This window comes from Paeniglutamicibacter sp. NPDC091659, assembly GCF_044756805.1.
Taxonomy (GTDB): Bacteria; Actinomycetota; Actinomycetes; order Actinomycetales; family Micrococcaceae; genus Paeniglutamicibacter.
In genome coordinates this window covers 252,279-272,579 of the sequence record NZ_JBIVTO010000006.1, presented here as the reverse complement: position 1 = coordinate 272,579, position 20,301 = coordinate 252,279, and the positions used below count along the sequence as shown (strand labels likewise).

Below are 20,301 nucleotides of genomic sequence, written 5' to 3'. Positions count from 1 at the left end.
ATCAGCCGGCGTAGATCTTGGCGTACAGGTCCCGGATGAAAGGTTCCTTGACCGCGTTGTAGTCCATGACCAGGCCCGCGCCTCCGCCGCGCGCGTTGACCGCGTGCGCCGCCGAGCGCTTGATGCGAGCATATTCGTCCCGGTCGTCGGGATGCCGGCGCAGCCAATCCCTGTAGGACCGCATGCGCGAGGTTTCCGGGCACCCCGGCGCAAAGACATGGAAGTTTACCGGGGGCAGCCCGCTGCCCTCCGCCGCGACCAGCAGCCGGTGGGCGTACCAGCGCGGTTCGCGCAGACGCAGGGCGAAACCTGCAGCCTCGAGGTCCGGAACGTAGTCGGCCTCGGCGGCGGGGTCGGCAACCGTCAGCACCACATCGATGACTGGCTTGGCGGGCAGGCCCGGCACCGAAGTGGAACCCAAGTGATCCACCGCCAGGGCCTTGGACCCCAGCGCCGACCCGATGCGCTCGGCGAGCGCGGCAAAGTCGTCGCGCCAGGACTCCCGGGATTCGACGACGGTGACCTGCACGGGCACGGGGGAGCCGTTGACCCATTCCACGGAAGATGAATCCGTCTCCGGGTTCCGCACCAGCGGCAGGTGGGGCAGCACGCAGATGTAGCGCCGGTTGTTCGGCCAGCGCGGGTCGGTGGCCGAGTCGCTGCATTGGAAGCCGGAGCCGAGGTAGAACCCGATGGCGTCCTCATCCGTGCGCGCCACGACCATGGCCTCTTCGAGGGACTGCACCCGGTTCACGAGCGCCCGCGCCACGCCCTGCCGGCGCAGGGCCGGGGCGACAGCGAGGTATTCGACCTCGACCGCATAGGCATCGAGCCGCCGGTAGACGGCCAGCGCCTGCGGGTCGCCCTGCGGGCCGGGCACCACCAGCAGCTCCATGTCCGCGATCTGCCCGACCAAGGCATCGAGGTCGGCGCCGGCGGCGTCGGAAGCATCGGTGAGCAGCGCCCGGAACGCGGGGTTCGTGGCGAACCCCGCGCCGGACGTGCTGGTTATTTCGGGTGTGGTCATGCCCCCGCCGGGTTCAGGCCCAGGGTGTCAAGGGCGAAGGCGTAGTCCCAGGCGCGGGTCTTCCAACCCTCGTAGCGGCCCGAGGCGCCGCCGTGGCCGCCGTCCATTTCGATCTTCATGATGATCGGCTCGCCGCCGGTGTTTTCCTCGCGCAGCTTCGCAACCCACTTGGCGGGCTCGACGTAGAGTACACGGGTGTCGTTCAGCGAGGTGACGGCCGCGATCTTCGGGTAGGGAAGGGCCGCAACGTTTTCGTACGGGGTGTAGGACTTCATGTACGCGTAGACCTCCGCGTCCTCGATCGGGTTGCCCCACTCTTCCCACTCCAGGGCCGAGAGCGGCAGATCCGGGTCCAGGATGGAAGTCAGGGCGTCGACGAACGGCACCTGGGCGATGATGCCCGTGTAGAGCTGCGGGGCAAGGTTTGCGACGGCGCCCATGAGCAGGCCGCCGGCGGAGCCGCCGAGGGCCACCACGCGGGACGGGTCGGCCCAGCCGGTGTCCAGCAGGTACTTGGTCGCATCGACGAAGTCGGTGAAGGTGTTCTTCTTGGTCAGCTTCTTGCCGTCCAGGTACCACTGGCGGCCCAGCTCGCCGCCACCGCGCACGTGGGCGATGACAAAGACGACGCCGCGGTCAAGCAGCGACAGCCGGGGGATGCCGAAGCCCGGATCCATGGACGCCTCGTAGCTCCCGTAGCCGTAGACGATGACCGGGTTGGGGGACTCGTTGGTGACGTCCGCCCGGCGCAGGATGGTCAGCGGGACCTTGGTGCCGTCCGTCGCCGTGGCCCATTCGCGGGTCGCCAGGTAGTCGGCGGAATCGTAGTTGTTGACCTGGGTCTGCTTGCGCATGGTCAGCGTGCCGTCTGCCAGCGTGTAGTCGTAGACGCGGGACGGGGTGAAGTCCGAGGTGTAGGACAGCCGGATCATCGGCGCCTCGAGTTCGGCGTTGGCCAGCGAGGCGGTGTACAGCTCCTCGTCGAAGGCGGGTTCCACGGCCGGCTGCTGCGCGTCGGTGCCAAGGCCCGACAGCGGGAGGATCTGCACGCGTTCGGTGGTGTCCTTGCGGACGGAAATGATCAGGTGGCTTGCGGTCGCAGCGGTTCCCTCGACCTTGACGGTGTCCCGGTGCTCGAGGACGGTTGCCCATTGCTGCTGTTCGTAGGGGACGCCGACCTGGTCGGCTGGCAGGAGCGAGACCATGTTGTTCAGGGCGTCGCGGTCGTGGGTGATCACGTAGGCGCGCCGGCCCTCGATGGTGATTGGGTCCATCGAATGCAGGATCCGGTGCTCGCGGGGAAGCAGCATCACGGGAACGGCATTCGCATCGAGCAGGTCCAGCGCCAGGGTCTCCGAGTATTCGGAGTTGCCGATCGAGATCATCATCTCGTTGCGGTCCGCGGAAAGATCGAACCCGAGCCACATGCCCGGATCGTCTTCCTGGATGATGACGACATCGGTTTCCGGGTCGGTTCCCAGGGTGTGTGCCTTGATCTGGTTCGGGCGCCACGACTCGTCGACCACCGTGTAGAAGATCCTGGTGCCGTCGGGGGAGAAGTTCAGGCCGTAGAAGACGTTCTCGATGACGTCGGGCAGCAGCTCGCCGGTGGTCAGGTCCTTGATGCGCAGGGTGAAGCGCTCGTCTCCTGCATTGTCCTGGGCGTAGGCCAGCAGGTTGCCGTCTTCGCTCACCGCCAGGCCACCCAGGGAGAAGAAGGGCTTGCCCTCGGCCTCGAGGTTCCCGTCGAGCAACACCTGCTCGCCCTCGATGCTCACGCCTGCCTCGATGGCCGGGGGAGTCCAGTCGGCGGCGATGTCGCCGGTGTCGGTTGCGGCAACGCGGCAGTGGATCGAGTACTGGGAGCCTTCGGCGGTCCGGGTGAAGTACCACCAGCCGCGCTTGCGTGCGGGCACCGACAGGTCGGTTTCCACGGTGCGTTCCTTGATTTCCTGGAAGATCGCCTCGCGCAGGGATTCCTGGTTGGCCGTGACGGCTTCCGCATAGGCGTTTTCGGCGCGCAGGTGTTCCAGGACCTCGGGGCTGTCCTTTTCACGCAACCATTCGTAGTTGTCGATGAAGGTGTCCCCGTGGTGGGTGCGGGTGACGGGGACCTTGGCGGTCACCGGTGGCTGGGGCGTCTGCTCGGCGTGGCTCATGCTCCTATTCAATCCGAACCGCGGGCCGTCCGTGCGATGCTACGCCCACCGCGTACAAAACCGCCCGGATCGGGGCTGCGCGGACAGGACCGCGGGAGGAGTCAGGAAGCGGCGGGCTTCCAACGGCTGGCCTGGAAGAGCAGGGTGGCCAGCAGGAAAACCACTCCGAGAACCAGGAACACGAATGCCGCGATGTTGTAGTGCAGCAACGTCGTGTCATCGAATGTCAGGCTGGAAACGCCGTCATCGTACATCGCCTTTGACGGTCCCAGTTTCTGCAGGATGAATGCAGTCAAGAGCATGACAGCCGTCAAACCCCACAATGCGATGGCATAGGGGTTCCTTGGCGTCGAAGGAGCCACGGGTTTGGTCGGTGCGGCATTCGCTGCCGTGGTCTGGGAATCGCTCATGACCTGAGCCTACGCAGCCCAAACACGGTCGTGGAGGCTCGCCCCGTTGATCGGTCCGAATCGTTATCCGACATGGCAGGATGGCTCCATGAGCAAAGCGCAGCAGCCCACGGCCAATCCCGCAACCGCCATCTGGGAGTCGGTACTGCGGTATGCGCCAAGCTTCCTGGAAATCGACCGTGCCGTGTCCAGGCAACCGGGCTTCCAATGCGCGGTGGCCGTTGACGGCGAATTGCTCGGGGCCTTCAGCGGCGGATACGCGCACTTGGGAAAGCTCGCCAAGCTGACCAACGACCACCTGTTCAGGGTTGCCTCGCACTCCAAGACATTCACCGCCACCGCAGCCATGCTCCTGTGCGAGGACGGCGTCCTGTCCCTCGAGGACAGGCTCGGCGACCTGCTGCCGGTCCTGGCCGACAGCGACGTTGCAGCGGTCCGGGTGCGCGAACTGCTCTCTCACTCCGGCGGAATCATCAGGGACAGCGAAAACGCGGACTTCTGGGCGCTCGGGCGGCCCTTCCCTCCGAACGCCGAACTGCTGGAGATCGCCAAGTCCTCCAAGGTGCTCGAACGCAACGAACACTTCAAGTACACAAACATCGGCTACGGGTTGCTGGGCCTGGTCATCGAGGCGGTGAGCGGACAAGCCTATGACGAGTTCGTCAACCTGCGCATCCTCGCCCCGCTGGGCTTGGAGAACACGGGCGCGGACCTCGACGGGCGCGCGCCGGAACTCGCCGCGGGCTATGGGCCCCTGGTGCTGGCGGGCAGGGACCATGCATTGGAAGCCCGGACCGAAATCGAGCACATCCACACCGGTTCACTGGCCGCGGCCACGGGCTTCTACTCCACGGCAAGCGACATGGTTGCCTACTTCTCTTCCCACCTCGTTGGTGCCGCACCAAGCGTGCTCAGCGACGATTCCAAACGCCTCATGCAACGCAAGGTGGAAGACTCGGGCGTTGCCGGCCGGGGCTACGGCCTCGGTCTCATCCTGCAAAAGGTCCAGGACCGCGACACCTTCGGCCACAGCGGCGGGTACCCCGGGCACATCACCCGATCCTGGGTTGTCCCCGAAACCGGCGTGGTGCTCAGCGTACTCAGCAACGCGGTGGATGGCGCGGCAACCGCTTGGGGCGAAAAGCTCTTTGCCTTGGCTGCGCTCGCCGAACAGAAAACACCGGAGTCCTACAACGGCGTCGGACCGGACACTCTCGCTCGGTTCACGGGCCGCTTCGCAGCCCTGTGGGGTTTGCAGGACGTCGTGGAACTGGGTGGCAAGCTGTTCATGCTCGAGCCCGGGGGAGCAGTTGATCCCAAGACCACAGTGCCACTGGAATTCGTGGATGAGTGCACCCTGAAATCCGCGGACCCCAACGGGTTTGCCGGGTACCGGGAACTCGTCCACTTCGAATTCGATGGGAGTGGTGCCAGTGCACTTCGAGGACCCGGAGGCATGCGGTTTGTGCGGCAGGGAGACTTTGTACTTCCCAAGGTATTGCGGCCAACGCAGTAGCGAGTTGCGGCCGAAGCCGCAGAAAGTTTCGTTTGCCAAAACAGGCTCACCAGCATTGATTTTCAAGAACTCTGGACAGAAAATTGGGCGTTCGTACTTGACCGTTTTCTCGGCTGGTGGTGTGACCAGCCGCGCACAGCAACTAGGCTATGACCCGTGTTAAAGCCATCGCAGATTGGTGGCTTGGCCATATATGGGAGAGTGAACAAGACTTGAAAACGTCTAAAATGACAGGTGGCCCCCGTGGCTGGCTGAAGGCGGTGACTGCTGCCATGTTGGGCCTTTTCCTGCTGCTTGGTCCAGCGGGTCCAGCATTGGCCCAGCAGAGCGACGATGGCGTCGCCGGCAAAACCTTCGTCATTGGAACCGATACCACCTTCGCGCCTTTTGAATTCCGCGAGGGAGGTGAACTGACCGGCATCGACATGGACCTGATCCGTGCCATCGCCGAGGAACAAGGATTCGAAGTTGAGATCCGTTCGCTTGGCTTCAACGCCGCACTGCAGGCGCTGAGCTCCAACCAGGTCGACGGCGTGATTGCCGGCATGTCGATCACCGATGAACGCAAGCAGGTCTACGACTTCTCGGAGCCCTACTTCGAGTCCGGCGTCCAGATGGCGGTCGACAAGAACGACGACACCATCAAGGGCTACGAGGACCTCAAGGGCAAGACCGTGGTAGCCAAGACAGGTTCCGAGGGCGAGACCTACGCCAAATCGATTGCCGGGCAGTACGGGTTCACCGTCAAATCCCTGGACCAGTCGGCAACCATGTACGAGTCCGTCAAGTCCGGTTCCGCCGTGGCGGTCTTCGATGACTACCCTGTGCTGGCCTACGGCATTGCACAGAACAACGGGCTGAAGACGGTCACCGACAAGGTTCCCGGCGGCTCCTACGGATTCGCGGTCAACAAGGGCAACAACACCGCCCTGCTGGCCGCATTCAACGACGGGCTGGCCAAGTTGAAGGCCGACGGCGACTACCAGAAGATCCTGGACAAGTACCTGGCCAATCCGACCGCAGCAGCCCCCACCACCTTCCTGGACCTTTTGGTCAAGTCGTTCCCGGCCCTGATGAACGGCCTGAAAAACACGCTGTTGGTGACCGTGATTTCCTTCGCCGTGGCCATGGCGATTGGCCTTTTGGCCGGGTTCATGAAGATCTCCCACAACATCGTGTTGCGCGGCATCGCGACCACGTTTGTGAATGTCTTCCGAGGGACCCCGCTGCTGCTGTGGGCCTTCATGTTCTACTTCGGCATCCCGCAGCTGACCGGGCAGCCGATCAACATCTGGGTGGCAGGCGTGCTGACGCTGTCGCTGAACTCCGGTGCCTATGTGGCCGAGATCGTGCGCGGCGGCATCCAGTCCGTGGATCCCGGGCAGCTCGAGGCCTCGCGTTCGCTGGGCCTGGGCTACGGCAAATCCATGCAGAAGGTCGTGGTCCCGCAGGCATTCAAGATGATGACCCCTTCCCTGATCAACCAGCTGATCATCATGCTGAAGGATTCCTCGCTGCTGTTGGCCATCGGCTTCGCCGAACTGCTCTACCAGGGCCAGCAGATCTACGCGGCAAACTTCCGCGTCACCGAGACCCTGCTGATCGTGGGCGCCATCTACTTCGTGGCCATCATGGCCCTGACCAAACTGGCAAACTACGCCGATAGGAGGTTCAACAAGTGAGCGAATCAACTGTTGAAACACAGAAGCCAGCCAAGATCACCGTTCGAGGACTGCGCAAGTCATTCGGCACCAACGAGGTGCTCAAGGGCATCGACGTGGAGATCGGCGAGGGCGAAGTCGTTTGCGTCATCGGACCTTCGGGGTCGGGCAAATCCACCCTCCTTCGTTGCCTGAACAAGCTCGAGGAAATATCCGAGGGGCACGTCATCGTGGACGGCTTCGACGTCACCGATCCGAAGGTGGACATCAACGAGGTCCGCCGCCACGTGGGAATGGTGTTCCAGCACTTCAACCTGTTCCCTCACATGTCGGTGATGGAAAACATCATGCTGGCACCCGTGGAACTCAAGAAGGCGACGAAGGGCGAAGCCAAGGCGCAGGCACTCAAACTCCTTGCACGGGTGGGGCTCCAAGAAAAGGCCAATGCCCGTCCAGCTTCCTTGTCGGGTGGGCAGAAACAGCGCGTTGCCATTGCCCGGGCCCTGGCGATGAGCCCGGGCATCATGCTCTTTGACGAAGCCACCAGCGCACTTGACCCGGAAATGGTCGGCGAGGTGCTTCAGGTGATCCGCGATCTGGCGGCCGAAGGCATGACCATGGTCCTGGTGACCCACGAGATGGGCTTTGCCAAGGAAATCGGCGACCGCGTGGTATTCATGGCCGACGGCGTGGTCTGCGAGTCAGGCAAACCTGCGGACCTCTTTGGCAATCCGCAGCAGGAACGCACCAAGGAATTCCTCTCCAAGGTGCTCTAAGGGGTTTGATCAAGCCCTGGCGCGCCGCACCTGCCAACGCGGGTGCGGCGCGCTTCCACGACCACGTGTGAACCAAAGCGGCCAATCGTCGAGCCGTCCATGCTTTTCACCGGATCCAAGAACTATGGTTGGAGAATCCGCCGTAGATTTCTTGGGAAAGGCAACACATCATGGGACTTTTTAGAACTGCCGGACGAGCCGCTGTTGCCGGCTCGGTTGTAGGCCGTGTCCAGCGCAAGCAGCAGCTGCGATTTGCCGCCGAGGACGCGGCTGCAGCCGCAGCCGCACCGGTTGCCGTGGCGGCGCCGGTGGCCGCTCCCGTCGCAGTCCCGCCGTCGTCGATGGATCTCACCGACCACAAACTGGCGCAGCTCAAGCAGCTGGGCGAGCTTCGCGCCGCCGGCGTCTTGACCGAGGGAGAATTCCTCGGGGAAAAGGCCAAGATCCTGGCGCTTTAGGCAAACGACAGGATCGGCGAATACCACCGATCCTCCGGCAGCATCACGAAGGCGGTTGTGAACCCATCAACGACGGGTGCGCAACCGCCTTTGCTGCGTCGGGGAATGCCCGGCAAGCAGGTGCTGCCTTCGGCTCAGCCCTTGGACGTGGCGGGGCGTTGGCCCGATCCGTAACCGATGCCCGGATTCGGGTGGCCAATGAGTTCGGTGACGGTCACGAAGTGGTAGCCCTTTGAGCTCAGGTCCTTGAGGATCGCTGGCACGGCGTCGATGGTCGATTTGTGGATGTCATGCATCAAGACGATCGATCCGGGAACGATTTTTTCGGCGGCCTTGATCGTGGACTTGGTATTGCGGGTTTTCCAATCCAAGGTGTCGACATCCCACAGTGCGATGGGCACGGAAAGGTTCTTTTTCAGCGACCGCGGCAGCGCACCAAACGGCGGCCGGACCAGCGTCGGATCGGTGCCGGTGGCCTCCTTGATGGCGTCATCGGTCTTTTGCAGGTCGCGCTTGGCCGCGGCAATGGACACCTTGGTCAGGTCCTTGTGCGACCAGGTGTGGTTGCCGATTTCGTGTCCCTTGGACAACTCGTCGCGCACGATCTGCGGGTGCTTCTTGACGTTCTTCCCGATCAGGAAGAAGGTCGCCTTGGCATCGTACTGGTCCAACAGGGACAAGAGTTCCGGGGTGTACTTTCCGGGTCCGTCGTCGAAGGTCAACGCAACGCATTTGACCTTGCTGCAATTCGGCGGTGTCCGCTCCGCTTCGGGTTTGGTTCCCTGATCCGTGGCGGGAGGCGTCTCGGCGGCCTGTCCTGAATCCTCGGGGGCCGGGGCGAACGAATACCTCACCCAATTTTCGCTCAGCGGGGCCGAACAACCGGCCATGGCAAGAGTCAAGACGGCGGCGGTTGCGATGCGAAGGACGGCAAGGCGAGAGCTCATGCCTCCCATGTTGCCGGTCGAACCTGCAAAGATCCTTAACCGGCGGGGCGTTTCGCCCAAAGCGTTAGCGAACCTCAACCTCGGGCCGGCCGTCCCGACAGCGGGCCCAAGCAACGCGGCGTCACATTCGCCGAGGCAAATCTCACAACACTTGAATCTTCAACCAAATTGGTGGAATGCTTGAAACAGAAAACGCGGTCCGGCCAATACCGGCCCGCCGCGCCATCCGCCGCCGGCGGAAGTCGTGACCGCCAAAACCCGAAGGGCCACACCGATGGATACTTTTCCGAAAAACCCCGCACTGACAACCGCTACCCAGACTCTCCTGCGTGTGGTGGTTGGATTCCTGTTCGCCGCGCACGGGTGGCAAAAATACGTCCAATTCACCCTTGACGGAACGACGGCGGCCTTTGGCCAAATGGGCGTTCCTGCGGCTGGCCTGGTGGCCCCGCTGGTCGCGACGCTTGAGCTGGTCGGCGGCATTGCCTTGATGCTGGGCGTGCTGACCCGCGTCTTTGCGGCACTGCTGGCGCTGAACATGCTTGGTGCACTGGTCCTGGTGCATGCCCCGGCCGGAGTATTCGTCGAGAACGGCGGATTCGAGCTGGTGCTGGCCTTGGCCGCCGGAGCGGCCGCCATCGCGCTGATGGGCCCCGGGCGGATTGCCGTTGACCGGTTCATTCTTGGACGTTCCCGGGCGAAGTCCGCGCTTACTGCCTGAGTCGTTAAGTGGACGAACCCTCGTGGCGGCACCGAACTCAATTCGGTGTCGCCACGGGGGTTTTGCATTTTGGGCCGGGTGCTACTTGGCGTCGATGGGCACCAGCAGGTCCTTGACCGACGGGTCGGTGCGCAGGAATTCCTGCACCGCGGGATCCTGGAATGCCTTGACCAGGTTCTTGACGTTTTCGGTGTCCTTGTACTCGGTGCCGATGGTCAGCTGCCCGGCAAACTCGTCGGGCGCGGACGGGGCGAAGATCTGCTGCTCAAGCGGGATCTTGGCCGAGACGTAGTACTCGGTGTAGCCGACGGCCGCATCAAGGTCCGGCAGTGCGCGGGACTGCGCTGCGAAGTCAAGTAACTTGATCTTGATTCCCTTGGGGTTCTCCGTGATGTCCTTCTGCGTTGCTTGAGACTTGTTGATGCCGTCGGCAAGCTTGATCAGCCCGGCGCGCTCCAGGAGCCAGAGTCCCTGGGCCTCGTTGGCCGGGTCGGAGTATAGGGAAATGGTGGCGCCGTCGGGGATCTCATCCACCGACTTGTACTTCTGGCTCCAGATCCCGAAGCCCCAGCGGAAGACGGGGGTTGCGGCGGTGAGCTTGAAATCGGGGTTGGCCTCAAGCACCTGGGAAAGCCAGAGCTTGTGCTGGTAGATGGTTCCCGCAACCTCGCCGGTGGACACGGCGCGGTTCAACGTCGTCGAATCGGAAAGGCCCTTGAACGCGACCTTGATGCCGTACTTGGGGGCCACGTTTTCGGCGACGAAGTTCACCAGGGCCTGTTCGGCGTGGTTGCCTTCGGCCGTGACGACGGTCAGGGTGGCGCCCGCGACGTTGTTCGGCGACTTGTCTCCGGCGCCCGCGTTGACTGCCACCGTGGCGGCGACGGCTGCGGCAACGGCCAGTGCGCCGACGGCCCATGGCCACTTCTTTTTCTTCTGGATGGTGAAGCCGTGGGCTTCTTGCCCGCCTGTGGTTTTGGTGTCGGTGATTGTCATGGGAGTTCTCTTTCGGGTGTGGGGGAGCCTGGAGCGGGGGAGGCGTTCCGGGCCGGGTGGGGATGGGTGGAAGGTGTTGGGATTAGCGGCGGCGCAGGCGCGGGGTGGCGGCCCGCACCAGGGCATCGCCGACCAGCTGGACGATCGTGACCATGAGGATCAGCAGCACCACGGTGGCCAGCATGACTGTATGGTCGAATCGCTGGTAGCCGTAGGTCACCGCGACGTAGCCGATTCCGCCGGCGCCGATGGTTCCGGCGATGGCGGAGTACTCGATCATCGCGATGGTGTTGATGGTCAGCCCGCCGAGGATCGCGGGAACCGCCTCGCCGAGCTGGGCGGTGCGGATGATTTGCAGGGGCGAGCCCCCGGAAGCCCGTGCGGCTTGGGTGACCGATCGCGGGACGTCGCGCAAACAGTTCTCCACGAGCCGGGCGAAGAACGGGATGCCCGCCAGCGACATGGGGACGATTGCCGCGGCAATGCCGATGTTGGTGCCCGTGACGAACCGGGTGAAGGGGACGATCGCGGCCATCAGCACCAGGAACGGCAATGACCGGCCGATGTTGACGATCCAGCTCAGCACCCCGTAGACGCCGCGGTTCTCGAAGAGCCCTCCCGGCGCCATGTTGTGCAGGGCGACGGCGATCGGGGTGCCGAGTGTCACCACGATCGCCATGACGATCCCGACCATGGCCAGGGTCTCGCCCAAGGCGGGGACCAGCAGGGCCGGCAGTTCCGGGATGGGGGTGTCGGTCAGGGCGCGGATCTGCACCGCGCTGGAAAGTGTCAGGCCCATTGGAGTTGCTCCTCTTCCTTGGCGCCGGCCCCGGCCGGCGCGGGGATCCCCGGTCCGGCTTCCGGGCGCAGCGTGGCGCGCAGGCCGTGGCGGGCGAAGGCGCGCTGGACCCGGCGTTCCTCGGCGCGCAGGCCGACCGTGGCGTTGCCGGTGCTGGTTCCGTCGATGCTCTGGATGGTGGCCGCCAGCAGCGCGACGGGTTCGCCGATCTCCGCAGAGACCAGCTGCAGCCAGTCGGCCGGGACGGTGCGTGAATCGTAGGTCACGTACCAGGCCCGGGAGCCGGCGCCAGGTTCGGCCGGGGACAGGTGCGGCTGCAGGGCCCGGCCCAGGGCGGAATCGTGATCGGTGAGCAGGTCCACCAGGGAACCCTGCTCCGCGATCCGGCCGTGGTCCAGCCGCGCCGCCGAATCCGCGACGTGCAGGACGGTGTCCATTTCATGCGTGATGAAGACGACCGCCAGGTCAAGGTCGTCGCGCAACTGGCGCAACAGGGACACCACCGAACGCGTGGTTTCCGGGTCCAGGCCGGAGGTGGCCTCGTCGGAAAGCAGCACCGAGGGGCGCAGCGCGAGTGCCCGGGCGATGCCCACGCGCTGCAGCTGGCCGCCGGAAAGCTCGAACGGGTAGTGGTCCGCCCGGTGGGAAAGCCCGACGCGGTCGAGCATCTCGGCCACCCTCGACTTGGTCTCGGCGGGCGTGACGCCCAGGTATTCGAGCGGAAGGGCGATATTTTGGGCGGCGGTGCGCCGCGAGAGCAGGCTGGCGGACTGGAAGACGGTTCCGATCCGGCGGCGGGCCACCCGGAGCTTGTGCTCCGGCAGTCCGGCGAGGTCTTCGCCGTTGACGATGACCTGGCCCGAGGTGGGCCGTTCCAGGAGGTTGATGCATTGGGCGAGCGTGCTTTTGCCTGCGCCCGAGGGGCCGACAACCGCAAGGATCTCGCCGCTTGCAACCTCCACGTCAAGGCCGTCGAGGACGGTGACGGCGTTGGGGCCGTGTCCATAGACCTTCGTGAGGTTCTTGAGGCTGATCATGAGGGGGGAGCTTTCCGTCGTGGCGCGGTCCGGGGACCATGCCGTCTGGCTGGGCAGCTTCACCGGGGTGGACTGCCGTGGGGGAGTGATTCCATACTCCGGATGCCCGGCTTTAGGCGCCAGATGACGGTCACGGAGCGGCATGCACGGTCACGCAGCGACGTATTTACCCCGTCGGCCGGACCTGAAACCGCCCTGTTTGACACACAAGGTCATCTGCCGACACGTGGGACGTCTTGTACTTGCGGGTAGTACGGTGACCGGCATGTACCAGGGGTGGATCAAACGGCTGTGGTCCCGGTTCGAGGTGAACCGGGACCACTGGCTTCAGCGAAACGGGATGCTGCGGAATGCGCCGGTTCCCTATCCGGCCAGGATCCAGGCGGCCACCGTGCTGCCGAGGGCAAAGATCGGCATAAGCGCATGGGGGAGGATGGACGCCACGATCCGTCCCCTTCCGGTGGACTCTTTGGGCGTGGACAGCGGATCGACGATCGGGTCGTCCGGGGTGCGTGCCGAGTCTCGGATGCCCCATAGGAAGGCTGCCAGCAAGACCAGCGCCGAAACCGAGCTGACGATCAGTGCATCCGCGCGAAGCCATGGCGTAGTCCCCGGGGCCGGCGCGAAAGAAGCGGAGGCGACGGCGGCTGCAATCGAGAGTCCGAAGACGGCGGCGAATACCCAAAAGTGGCGGACCAGCTTATCCAGGTACAAGGGGAGGGCCGCGACGATCAGCAGCGGAACCAGCAGGAGGAGAACCTGGGGCAGCGAATAGCCCAGCGGCTCGTTGCCGAAGAACGCCCACACGGCCGGAATGTAAACCAACAGGGCCAACGCACCCAGCGCCGGGGCGAGCGTTGCTCCGGGGTCGAACCCCGCACCTTCAACCAGTGGCAGCTCCAGCTGCTTCGCATAGTGGCGCGGTGTTCCGAAGGCCTGCAGCGGGTTCTCGCCGGAGTCCGCCAGCAGCTCCTTCACCGCGGCGACCGCATCGCCGATGGCGTCTCCGCGGACCTCGCGCAGGCGCAGTTCGATGATGAAATCGTCAATCCACTTCTTTTCGGCCGTGGTGCTCATGATTTGCCTTCCTGTTCTCCGGCATCGGATTCGTTGAGGTAGTCGGTCGTGGTCTTGGCGAACCGGGTCCACGCGCTGCGCTGTTCATCCAGTGCGGCCTGCCCGGCCGGGGTGAGTTCGAAGTATTTGCGCCCGGGGCCGCCGTCGCCGGCGCGCCATTCGGTTTTCAATAGCCCCGCGGCTTCAAAGCGCGCCAATAGTGGGTAGAGCGTGCCGCCCTTGATGGTGCCGAGCCCGGCTTCCTCCAGCGCCGTGATGATTGCATACCCATAGGACGGCCCGGGTTCCAGTGATTTCAAGGCACACATTCCAAGCGTTGCCCTGAGCCAGTCGCTGGGCCACGTTTCTTGCTGACTAGTGTCGGAACCGTTTTCGGTTGCGACCTGAGGGGATTTCATAACTAGATTGTGTGTCTAACTAGTAAGCCTGTCAAGAGTTGAAGTTGATGTTTTGGGCCCGTAACCGATTGACGAAAAGGTGACGATCCGCATATCCTGAACGAACGGTCAGTAAATAAATGTTTTTGTCACAGTGAGGTGAGCACTATGGCTGCGCAGAATGAAAGCGGCGGAAAGCTATCCGCGGTACTTTCTCCTGAGGAGCAAGCAGGCAAGGATCGCTTCGACGCGATCATCGCCGAAGATTCCCGCATCGAACCGCGCGACTGGATGCCGGAGGCATACCGCAAGACGCTCACGCGTCAGGTTTCCCAGCACGCGCACTCCGAGATCATCGGAATGCAGCCCGAGGCAAACTGGATCACCCGCGCTCCATCACTGAAGCGCAAGGCCATCCTGATGGCCAAGGTGCAGGACGAGGCGGGCCACGGCCTGTACCTCTACTCCGCGGCCGAAACCCTCGGCACCCCGCGCGACGAGCTCAACGAGCAGTTGCTCAGCGGACGTGCGAAGTATTCCTCGATCTTCAACTACCCGGCGCGCTCCTGGGCGGACATGGGCGCCATCGGCTGGCTCGTGGACGGCGCGGCGATCGCCAACCAGGTTCCGTTGTGCCGCGCCTCCTACGGCCCGTACGGCCGTGCGATGGTTCGCGTGTGCAAGGAAGAATCCTTCCACCAGCGCCAGGGCTTCGAAATCCTGCTCGAGCTCGCCAACGGCACCGAGGCCCAGAAGAAGATGGCGCAGGACGCCATCAACCGCTTCTATGCCCCCGCCTTGATGATGTTCGGCCCGACGGATGACGAGTCCCCGAACTCCCAGCAGTCGATGGAATGGCGCATCAAGCGCTTCTCCAACGACGAACTGCGCCAGCGTTTCGTCGGCATGATCGCCGAGCAGGTCAAGGTCCTTGGACTGACCCTGCCGGATCCGGGATTGCACTTCGACGAGGAATCCGGCAAGTGGATCCACAAGGAACTTGACTGGGAAGAATTCAAGGCGGTGATCGCCGGCAACGGTCCGGTGAACTCCCAGCGTTTGGAACGCCGCCGCCAGGCCCACGCCGAAGGCGCGTGGGTTCGTGAAGCAGCAGCGGCCTACGCCGCGAAGATGGCTCGAAAGACTGAGGTTGCCTAAACAATGAGTGAAAACAACAGCGCCTGGCCGCTTTGGGAAGTATTCGTCCGCTCCTCGCGCGGGCTCTCGCACGTGCACGCCGGTTCCTTGCATGCGCCGGACAAGGAAATGGCACTTCGCAACGCGCGCGACCTGTACACCCGCCGCAACGAAGGCGTGTCCCTGTGGATCGTGAACTCCAACGACATCATTGCCTCCGACCCGGACGCCAAGGGCCAGTTCTTTGAGTCCCCGCAGGGCAAGGACTACCGCCACGCGACCTACTACACCAAGAGCGAAGGCGTGAAGCACCTGTGAGCGCACACGACATCGACCACTCCCTGGACAGCTTCGGCGACGCGAGCGCCTCGGCGACCCGCGTCACCCCGGGCAACGCACTGCGCCCGGAGGACATTGCCATCCAGCAGACCGCCCCGAGCGAAGAGGTTGCGCAGTACGCGCTTCGCCTGGGTGACGACGCCCTGATCCTTGCCCAGCGCCTCTCCGACTGGATCTCCCGCGGCCCCGAGCTCGAGGAAGACATCGCCCTGGGCAACATTGCCCTGGACCAGCTGGGCCACGCCCGTTCCTTCCTTTCCTACGCTGCACTGGCCTGGGACAAGACCGAGGACGATCTTGCCTACTTCCGCGAGGAAGAGGAATTCACCGCGCTGCACATCGTGCAGCAGCCAAACGGCCACTTCGGCACGACCATCGCGCGCCAGCTGATCGTCTCGATCTTCCAGCACCTGCTTTACACGCGCCTGCTGGATTCCTCGGACGAAACCATCGCGGCAATCTGCGCGAAGGCGGTCAAGGAAGTGGACTACCACCGCGACCACGCCATCCAGTGGACGCTGCGTCTGGGCCTCGGCACCGAGGAATCGGCCGAGAAGATGCGCCACGCGCTCGAGATCCTCTGGCCGTACGTCGACGAGATGTTCAAGGACGAACCGCTCTACGACCTGCTCGGCGATGCCGGCGTACGCCCGTCCGTGCTGCGTGCAGCCTGGGACGAGGAAATCACCGCAGTGCTCTCCGATGCGGGCTTGGAAATCCCCAAGACCGGTTCGGCCATGAGCTTCGGCCGCCAGGGCGAGCCCAGCGAATACATGGGCTTCATCCTTGCCGAAATGCAGGTGCTGGCGCGCAAGCACCCCGGCGCCAGCTGGTAAAGAAAGTAGCTGAACGACGTGTCTGTTTCCACCGAGCGCTTGCTCGAAATCGCCTCACGGGTCACGGATCCTGAGATACCTGTTCTCACCATCGAGGACCTCGGGATTCTGCGCTCGGTGCAACAGGACACCGAGGGCACGGTTCACGTGACCATCACCCCCACCTATTCGGGGTGCCCGGCCATGGACGCAATCACCGAGGACCTTGGCATCGCCTTCCGTGCGGAAGGCTTTGAAAAGGTCATCGTGAACCTGGTGCTCTCACCGGCCTGGACCACCGACTGGATGACAGAGTCGGGCAAGGCCAAACTCGAGGAATACGGCATCGCCCCGCCTACCGGCACGGGCCACCGAGGCCGGGTCACGGTGGGCATGGCGGTCAAGTGCCCACAGTGCCATTCTCTCAATACCAAAGAACTTTCCCGCTTCGGTTCCACCTCCTGCAAATCCATGTATCAATGCAAGGATTGCCTGGAACCATTTGATTACTTCAAGGTGCTCTCATGACAGATACCGCTGCCACGCCCGAAACGACCCGACGCCGGGCCACCTTCCATTCCCTGCGCGTTGCCGAGGTGCGCCGGCTGACCGCCGACGCCATCGAGGTCACCTTCGAGGTCCCCGAGGACCTGGCCGACCAGTTCGACTACGTTTCCGGCCAGTACGTTGCCCTGCGCAAGGAACTGCCGGACGCCGAAGGCAATCCCTTCGAACTGCGCCGCAGCTACTCGATCTGCGCGGCCCCGGTACGCGGTGAGATCCGTGTTGCGATCAAGCGCGACCTTGGCGGCATCTTCTCCACTTGGGCCAACGAATCCCTGGCCGAGGGCGACGTCATTGACGTGATGAGCCCGGCCGGTGCCTTCATTTCCAAGCACAAGATGACCGGAATGAACGACCCGGAATCCATCGACACGGACAATGAAAACAACTTCGTGGCCGTTGCCGCGGGCTCGGGCATCACCCCGGTCATGGCCATCGCCCGCACAGTGCTTGCCGCAAACAAGAACACGCGCTTCGACCTGATCTACGCGAACAAGGCGGCCATGGACGTCATGTTCCTCGAGGAACTGGCGGACCTGAAGGACAAATACCCGGCGCGCTTCGCCCTGCACCACGTGCTCAGCCGCGAACAGCGCATCTCGCCGTTGCTTTCGGGGCGCATCGACTCCGAGAAGCTGCACACCATGCTCAGCACGGTGATCCAAACGTCCTCCATCGACGAGTGGTTCCTCTGCGGCCCGTTCGAACTGGTCCAGATGGTGCGCGACAACCTCACGGCCCAGGGCGTTGCGGCCGAAAAGGTCCGCTTCGAACTATTCACCACCGGCGAGCCGAACCGCCCGGAGGGACACATCGGCCGCCCCGTGGTTGCCGACGACGGCGGGAAGAACTTCGAGATTTCCTTCAAGCTCGACGGCCTGCAGGGCGAGGTCAAGAGCCCGGTCAGTGCCCGCGAAACCATCCTGAACGCAGCACTGCGCGTTCGCCCGGATGTTCCGTTCGCTTGCGCCGGCGGCGTGTGCGGCACCTGCCGCGCCAAGGTCGTCACCGGAACCGTCGAAATGGACGAAAACTACGCGCTGGAACCGGACGAGGTGGAGAAGGGCTATGTCCTGACCTGCCAGTCGCGCCCGACCAGCGACAGCGTGCTGGTCGACTACGACGCCTAAGAAGAATTGATTATGGGGAAGGATCTGCTCATGGACGTGGGCGGGTCCTTCTCCTGTACCGACTGGAAAATGAGGACCGGATGATTGAACTAAGCATTTCCGGCGGCGTGGCAGAAATCGTGCTCAACGCCCCGCAGAAGATGAACGCGCTCGACGAGGCGGCCTTGGCCGAACTCGAGGCCGCCTACGACAAGGCCGCGGAGGGCGTCGAAACCGGCGAGGTCCGTGCGTTGCTGCTGCGCGGGGAAGGGCGAGGATTCTGCGCCGGCCGAGACATCTCCGGGGTCACCCCGGCCGACGACGACGTCTTGGGCTACCTGGGTGGCAAGGTCCAGCCGCTGCTTGCCAAGATGTCGTCATTCCCGGCGCCGACCTTCGCGTCCGTCCAAGGAGCATGCCTGGGCGTCGGACTCGGTCTGGCCATCGCCACGGACGTTGTCTACGTTGCGGACAACGCGAAGATCGGCTCGCCCTTCGCCAACCTCGGGGCCACCCTGGATTCGGGGGGACACTGGCTCTTCACCGAGCGCCTGGGCTCCCACCGCACCCTCGACATGATCTACACCGCCGAGCTGATCAGTGGCGCGGAAGCCGTGCGCTCGGGCCTCTTCTCGCGCTCCATGCCCGCGGACGAATTGCTGGAGAACACCCGCGCCATCGTTGCAAAGGTTGCCAGCGGTGCCACCGAGGCATTCAGGGCCTCCAAGGAATTGGTTGCCGAGATCCGCGACGCCCGCCTGGGCCTCTGGGAATCAATGGCCAACGAAAACCAGGCCCAGGCCGACCTCTGCGCAACCGAGGACTACGCCGAAGGATTCCTGGCCTTCCAGGAAAAGCGAAAGCCCGTGTTCAAGGGCTAGTCGATTTCCCGTCCTCACCGAATGCGCCGTCGTTGTTGGCTATTGCCAGCAGCGGCGGCGCATTCCCCTTGGGCGGCTGGGGCCAGTGTCCTCGGATCGTCCCTGACCGAGGTCTTTCATGCTTCACCGGAGCCGAAGACTAAGTGTTTGCAGTCGTGGCGTCCCGGATGGATTTCTTGAGGAAGACGAGCAAAGGAAGCGCTGCGCATGCGGTGATTCCCACCCAAATCCACATGGCAGCCTGCAGGCCCAAGGCATCCCCTGCGAGACCGCCAATGATTCCCAGCACCGGAACCGGTCCCATGGTGAATACCAGGCGGAACCCCTGCTGGCGGCCCATCATTTCCTCGGGGGTCAAGCGTGCGAGCAAGCCATACGCTGTTGCGTTGTAGGACACCATCAGCGCGTTGTAGAGCACCGAATGAGCCACTATCAACACCACCGAGACGGCGGAAGCGCCAACCGCCAGAGGAACAAGTGCGACCGCCAACGGCAGGCACAACACTGAAAGCGCAAGAACCTTGCGTTCGCCCAGCCTGTTCAGTAGCGCTGGAACCAAGAGCGAACCGAGCAAGCCGCCAACGGCGATCGTCGAAATGACCAAACCGATCATTTGTGGAGTGAACCCCAAGACCTTGATGAAGTACAGGGTCTCCAATGCCGCACCGAATGCCAGGCCCATGTTGGTGATGGACGACGAGGCCGTGAGCGCACGGATCATCGGGTGTTTGATAGTGAAAAGAAGCCCCTCGCTGAAGGAATCTTTGAAGGAAACTCGCTCCTTGGGCTCCTTGGGCTGGATGGCGACATTGGAGTTGTTCCGGAAGCCCCAGAGCAATGCCCCTGCTGCCATGAAATTTGCCGTTCCCGCCACCAACAGGGTGAATGGCGCGGATATGAGCGCAACCAAGATGCCTGCCAAACCGGGGGAAATGATGCCCACTGAGGCATCCACCGTTTCCTTGCGCGCGAAAGCCTCCGAAATGAGGTCACGCCCCACGATGCCGGGCAGTGCTGACCCGGCACCCATGCCCCAGAACATGCCAGCGACACCCACCGTGAACGACACAGCCAGCAGCTGAGGGTAACTCAAGACCTGCAGCGCCCAGCAGATGGGAACCGAGAAGATCGCCAGACCGGCTGCCACTTGCGCCCAGATCATGGTCTTGATCCTGTTGACGCGTTCAAGCAGGATCCCGGCTGGAATGGCCAGGAAAACAAACGCGATGGATTCGGAGGCATTCAGCAGACCGATTTGCGTTGCATCGGCGTCGAGCGCATAAATGGCAACCAAATCGTTGGCGACATTCAAGATGCCCGAGGCGACGGCGCCAAAGGCAATGGAGACCATCAACGCGGGGAAGCCGGGACGCAGCCTCAGGAGACTTTGCGCCCCGGCGGATTCGTCATGCGTTGCCGTTTCGGCCGACTGACGATCCATGCTGGCCGCTCCCTGTTTGGTCACAACCCTGAATGAGTCATTGGGATTAGCCTA

Annotated in this window: 21 protein-coding genes; 11 read left to right on the top strand and 10 right to left on the bottom strand. The window is 63.5% G+C overall.

Features of this window, described 5'->3' with window-relative positions:
* Position 1: 1 nt before the first annotated feature.
* The 3 genes from ACIQLF_RS13295 to ACIQLF_RS13285 all read right to left on the bottom strand — a co-directional run bounded on the left by ACIQLF_RS13295 (position 2) and on the right by ACIQLF_RS13285 (position 3,596).
* On the bottom strand, positions 2 to 1,027 hold the full coding sequence (locus ACIQLF_RS13295; RefSeq protein WP_400299082.1) for a GNAT family N-acetyltransferase: 1,026 nt from the start codon (positions 1,025 to 1,027) through the stop codon (positions 2 to 4).
* Positions 1,024 to 3,186, bottom strand: coding sequence for a S9 family peptidase (locus ACIQLF_RS13290; RefSeq protein WP_400299080.1), 2,163 nt, complete (start codon positions 3,184 to 3,186; stop codon positions 1,024 to 1,026). The genes ACIQLF_RS13295 and ACIQLF_RS13290 overlap by 4 nt, the downstream gene beginning before the upstream one ends.
* Positions 3,187 to 3,287: 101 nt before the next feature.
* Positions 3,288 to 3,596, bottom strand: coding sequence for a hypothetical protein (locus ACIQLF_RS13285; protein WP_400299079.1), 309 nt, complete (start codon positions 3,594 to 3,596; stop codon positions 3,288 to 3,290).
* Positions 3,597 to 3,684: 88 nt separating this feature from the next.
* Here ACIQLF_RS13285 and ACIQLF_RS13280 point away from each other — a divergent pair, with 88 nt between their 5' ends.
* The 4 genes from ACIQLF_RS13280 to ACIQLF_RS13265 all read left to right on the top strand — a co-directional run bounded on the left by ACIQLF_RS13280 (position 3,685) and on the right by ACIQLF_RS13265 (position 8,007).
* A complete protein-coding gene (locus ACIQLF_RS13280) occupies positions 3,685 to 5,112 on the top strand; it encodes a serine hydrolase domain-containing protein (protein WP_400299076.1) in 1,428 nt (475 codons plus the stop codon).
* A 227-nt stretch (positions 5,113 to 5,339) separates the two neighbouring features.
* Complete coding sequence (locus tag ACIQLF_RS13275; RefSeq protein WP_400299074.1) at positions 5,340 to 6,794, top strand: amino acid ABC transporter substrate-binding protein/permease; 1,455 nt, start codon at positions 5,340 to 5,342, stop codon at positions 6,792 to 6,794.
* A complete protein-coding gene (locus ACIQLF_RS13270) occupies positions 6,791 to 7,549 on the top strand; it encodes an amino acid ABC transporter ATP-binding protein (protein ID WP_400299071.1) in 759 nt (252 codons plus the stop codon). The genes ACIQLF_RS13275 and ACIQLF_RS13270 overlap by 4 nt, the downstream gene beginning before the upstream one ends.
* Positions 7,550 to 7,719: 170 nt before the next feature.
* Positions 7,720 to 8,007, top strand: coding sequence for an SHOCT domain-containing protein (locus ACIQLF_RS13265; RefSeq protein WP_400299069.1), 288 nt, complete (start codon positions 7,720 to 7,722; stop codon positions 8,005 to 8,007).
* Between the two features lie 134 nt (positions 8,008 to 8,141).
* Here ACIQLF_RS13265 and ACIQLF_RS13260 read toward each other — a convergent pair whose 3' ends face one another.
* A complete protein-coding gene (locus ACIQLF_RS13260) occupies positions 8,142 to 8,954 on the bottom strand; it encodes a polysaccharide deacetylase family protein (protein WP_400299066.1) in 813 nt (270 codons plus the stop codon).
* A 274-nt stretch (positions 8,955 to 9,228) separates the two neighbouring features.
* Between ACIQLF_RS13260 and ACIQLF_RS13255 the strand changes: the two genes are divergently transcribed.
* A complete protein-coding gene (locus ACIQLF_RS13255) occupies positions 9,229 to 9,675 on the top strand; it encodes a DoxX family protein (RefSeq protein ID WP_400299063.1) in 447 nt (148 codons plus the stop codon).
* Between the two features lie 81 nt (positions 9,676 to 9,756).
* Here ACIQLF_RS13255 and ACIQLF_RS13250 read toward each other — a convergent pair whose 3' ends face one another.
* The 5 genes from ACIQLF_RS13250 to ACIQLF_RS13230 all read right to left on the bottom strand — a co-directional run bounded on the left by ACIQLF_RS13250 (position 9,757) and on the right by ACIQLF_RS13230 (position 13,892).
* Positions 9,757 to 10,671, bottom strand: coding sequence for a MetQ/NlpA family ABC transporter substrate-binding protein (locus ACIQLF_RS13250; protein WP_400299061.1), 915 nt, complete (start codon positions 10,669 to 10,671; stop codon positions 9,757 to 9,759).
* An 82-nt stretch (positions 10,672 to 10,753) separates the two neighbouring features.
* The gene (locus tag ACIQLF_RS13245; protein ID WP_400299058.1) at positions 10,754 to 11,470 is read right to left on the bottom strand and encodes a methionine ABC transporter permease; all 717 of its coding nucleotides are present in this window, start codon (positions 11,468 to 11,470) and stop codon (positions 10,754 to 10,756) included.
* Positions 11,461 to 12,507, bottom strand: coding sequence for a methionine ABC transporter ATP-binding protein (locus ACIQLF_RS13240; protein WP_400299055.1), 1,047 nt, complete (start codon positions 12,505 to 12,507; stop codon positions 11,461 to 11,463). The genes ACIQLF_RS13245 and ACIQLF_RS13240 overlap by 10 nt, the downstream gene beginning before the upstream one ends.
* A 363-nt stretch (positions 12,508 to 12,870) precedes the next feature.
* Positions 12,871 to 13,584: a hypothetical protein gene (locus ACIQLF_RS13235; protein WP_400299053.1), complete on the bottom strand. Its 714-nt coding sequence runs from the start codon at positions 13,582 to 13,584 to the stop codon at positions 12,871 to 12,873.
* Positions 13,581 to 13,892: a PadR family transcriptional regulator gene (locus ACIQLF_RS13230; RefSeq protein WP_400299199.1), complete on the bottom strand. Its 312-nt coding sequence runs from the start codon at positions 13,890 to 13,892 to the stop codon at positions 13,581 to 13,583. The genes ACIQLF_RS13235 and ACIQLF_RS13230 overlap by 4 nt, the downstream gene beginning before the upstream one ends.
* Positions 13,893 to 14,129: 237 nt before the next feature.
* On the opposite strand from ACIQLF_RS13230, the gene paaA reads away from it, so the two are divergent.
* From paaA to ACIQLF_RS13200, 6 genes are all read left to right on the top strand, one after another.
* Complete coding sequence (gene paaA, locus ACIQLF_RS13225) at positions 14,130 to 15,119, top strand: 1,2-phenylacetyl-CoA epoxidase subunit PaaA (RefSeq protein WP_400299050.1); 990 nt, start codon at positions 14,130 to 14,132, stop codon at positions 15,117 to 15,119.
* 3 nt (positions 15,120 to 15,122) lie between these two features.
* Positions 15,123 to 15,416, top strand: a complete 294-nt coding sequence (paaB, locus tag ACIQLF_RS13220; protein ID WP_400299047.1) for a 1,2-phenylacetyl-CoA epoxidase subunit PaaB — start codon at positions 15,123 to 15,125, stop codon at positions 15,414 to 15,416.
* A complete protein-coding gene (gene paaC / locus ACIQLF_RS13215) occupies positions 15,413 to 16,273 on the top strand; it encodes a 1,2-phenylacetyl-CoA epoxidase subunit PaaC (RefSeq protein ID WP_400299045.1) in 861 nt (286 codons plus the stop codon). Before paaB ends, paaC begins: the two co-directional genes overlap by 4 nt.
* 18 nt (positions 16,274 to 16,291) lie before the next feature.
* Complete coding sequence (gene paaD, locus ACIQLF_RS13210; RefSeq protein ID WP_400299042.1) at positions 16,292 to 16,780, top strand: 1,2-phenylacetyl-CoA epoxidase subunit PaaD; 489 nt, start codon at positions 16,292 to 16,294, stop codon at positions 16,778 to 16,780.
* Complete coding sequence (paaE, locus tag ACIQLF_RS13205; RefSeq protein ID WP_400299039.1) at positions 16,777 to 17,946, top strand: 1,2-phenylacetyl-CoA epoxidase subunit PaaE; 1,170 nt, start codon at positions 16,777 to 16,779, stop codon at positions 17,944 to 17,946. Before paaD ends, paaE begins: the two co-directional genes overlap by 4 nt.
* Positions 17,947 to 18,026: 80 nt before the next feature.
* A complete protein-coding gene (locus ACIQLF_RS13200; RefSeq protein ID WP_400299036.1) occupies positions 18,027 to 18,806 on the top strand; it encodes an enoyl-CoA hydratase/isomerase family protein in 780 nt (259 codons plus the stop codon).
* A 139-nt stretch (positions 18,807 to 18,945) separates the two neighbouring features.
* Here ACIQLF_RS13200 and ACIQLF_RS13195 read toward each other — a convergent pair whose 3' ends face one another.
* Complete coding sequence (locus ACIQLF_RS13195; protein WP_400299034.1) at positions 18,946 to 20,247, bottom strand: MFS transporter; 1,302 nt, start codon at positions 20,245 to 20,247, stop codon at positions 18,946 to 18,948.
* Positions 20,248 to 20,301 lie beyond the last annotated feature (54 nt).

Bases quoted from the DNA above. Each gene is read 5' to 3' on its own strand.
- ACIQLF_RS13295 (WP_400299082.1), bottom strand. From the start codon at position 1,027: ATGACCACACCCGAAATAACCAGCACGTCCGGCGCGGGGTTCGCCACG.
- ACIQLF_RS13290 (WP_400299080.1), bottom strand. From the start codon at position 3,186: ATGAGCCACGCCGAGCAGACGCCCCAGCCACCGGTGACCGCCAAGGTC.
- ACIQLF_RS13285 (WP_400299079.1), bottom strand. From the start codon at position 3,596: ATGAGCGATTCCCAGACCACGGCAGCGAATGCCGCACCGACCAAACCC.
- ACIQLF_RS13280 (WP_400299076.1), top strand. From the start codon at position 3,685: ATGAGCAAAGCGCAGCAGCCCACGGCCAATCCCGCAACCGCCATCTGG.
- ACIQLF_RS13275 (WP_400299074.1), top strand. From the start codon at position 5,340: ATGACAGGTGGCCCCCGTGGCTGGCTGAAGGCGGTGACTGCTGCCATG.
- ACIQLF_RS13265 (WP_400299069.1), top strand. From the start codon at position 7,720: ATGGGACTTTTTAGAACTGCCGGACGAGCCGCTGTTGCCGGCTCGGTT.
- ACIQLF_RS13260 (WP_400299066.1), bottom strand. From the start codon at position 8,954: ATGAGCTCTCGCCTTGCCGTCCTTCGCATCGCAACCGCCGCCGTCTTG.
- ACIQLF_RS13255 (WP_400299063.1), top strand. From the start codon at position 9,229: ATGGATACTTTTCCGAAAAACCCCGCACTGACAACCGCTACCCAGACT.
- ACIQLF_RS13250 (WP_400299061.1), bottom strand. From the start codon at position 10,671: ATGACAATCACCGACACCAAAACCACAGGCGGGCAAGAAGCCCACGGC.
- ACIQLF_RS13245 (WP_400299058.1), bottom strand. From the start codon at position 11,470: ATGGGCCTGACACTTTCCAGCGCGGTGCAGATCCGCGCCCTGACCGAC.
- ACIQLF_RS13240 (WP_400299055.1), bottom strand. From the start codon at position 12,507: ATGATCAGCCTCAAGAACCTCACGAAGGTCTATGGACACGGCCCCAAC.
- ACIQLF_RS13235 (WP_400299053.1), bottom strand. From the start codon at position 13,584: ATGAGCACCACGGCCGAAAAGAAGTGGATTGACGATTTCATCATCGAA.
- ACIQLF_RS13230 (WP_400299199.1), bottom strand. From the start codon at position 13,892: ATGTGTGCCTTGAAATCACTGGAACCCGGGCCGTCCTATGGGTATGCA.
- paaA (WP_400299050.1), top strand. From the start codon at position 14,130: ATGGCTGCGCAGAATGAAAGCGGCGGAAAGCTATCCGCGGTACTTTCT.
- paaB (WP_400299047.1), top strand. From the start codon at position 15,123: ATGAGTGAAAACAACAGCGCCTGGCCGCTTTGGGAAGTATTCGTCCGC.
- paaE (WP_400299039.1), top strand. From the start codon at position 16,777: ATGACAGATACCGCTGCCACGCCCGAAACGACCCGACGCCGGGCCACC.
- ACIQLF_RS13200 (WP_400299036.1), top strand. From the start codon at position 18,027: ATGATTGAACTAAGCATTTCCGGCGGCGTGGCAGAAATCGTGCTCAAC.
- ACIQLF_RS13195 (WP_400299034.1), bottom strand. From the start codon at position 20,247: ATGGATCGTCAGTCGGCCGAAACGGCAACGCATGACGAATCCGCCGGG.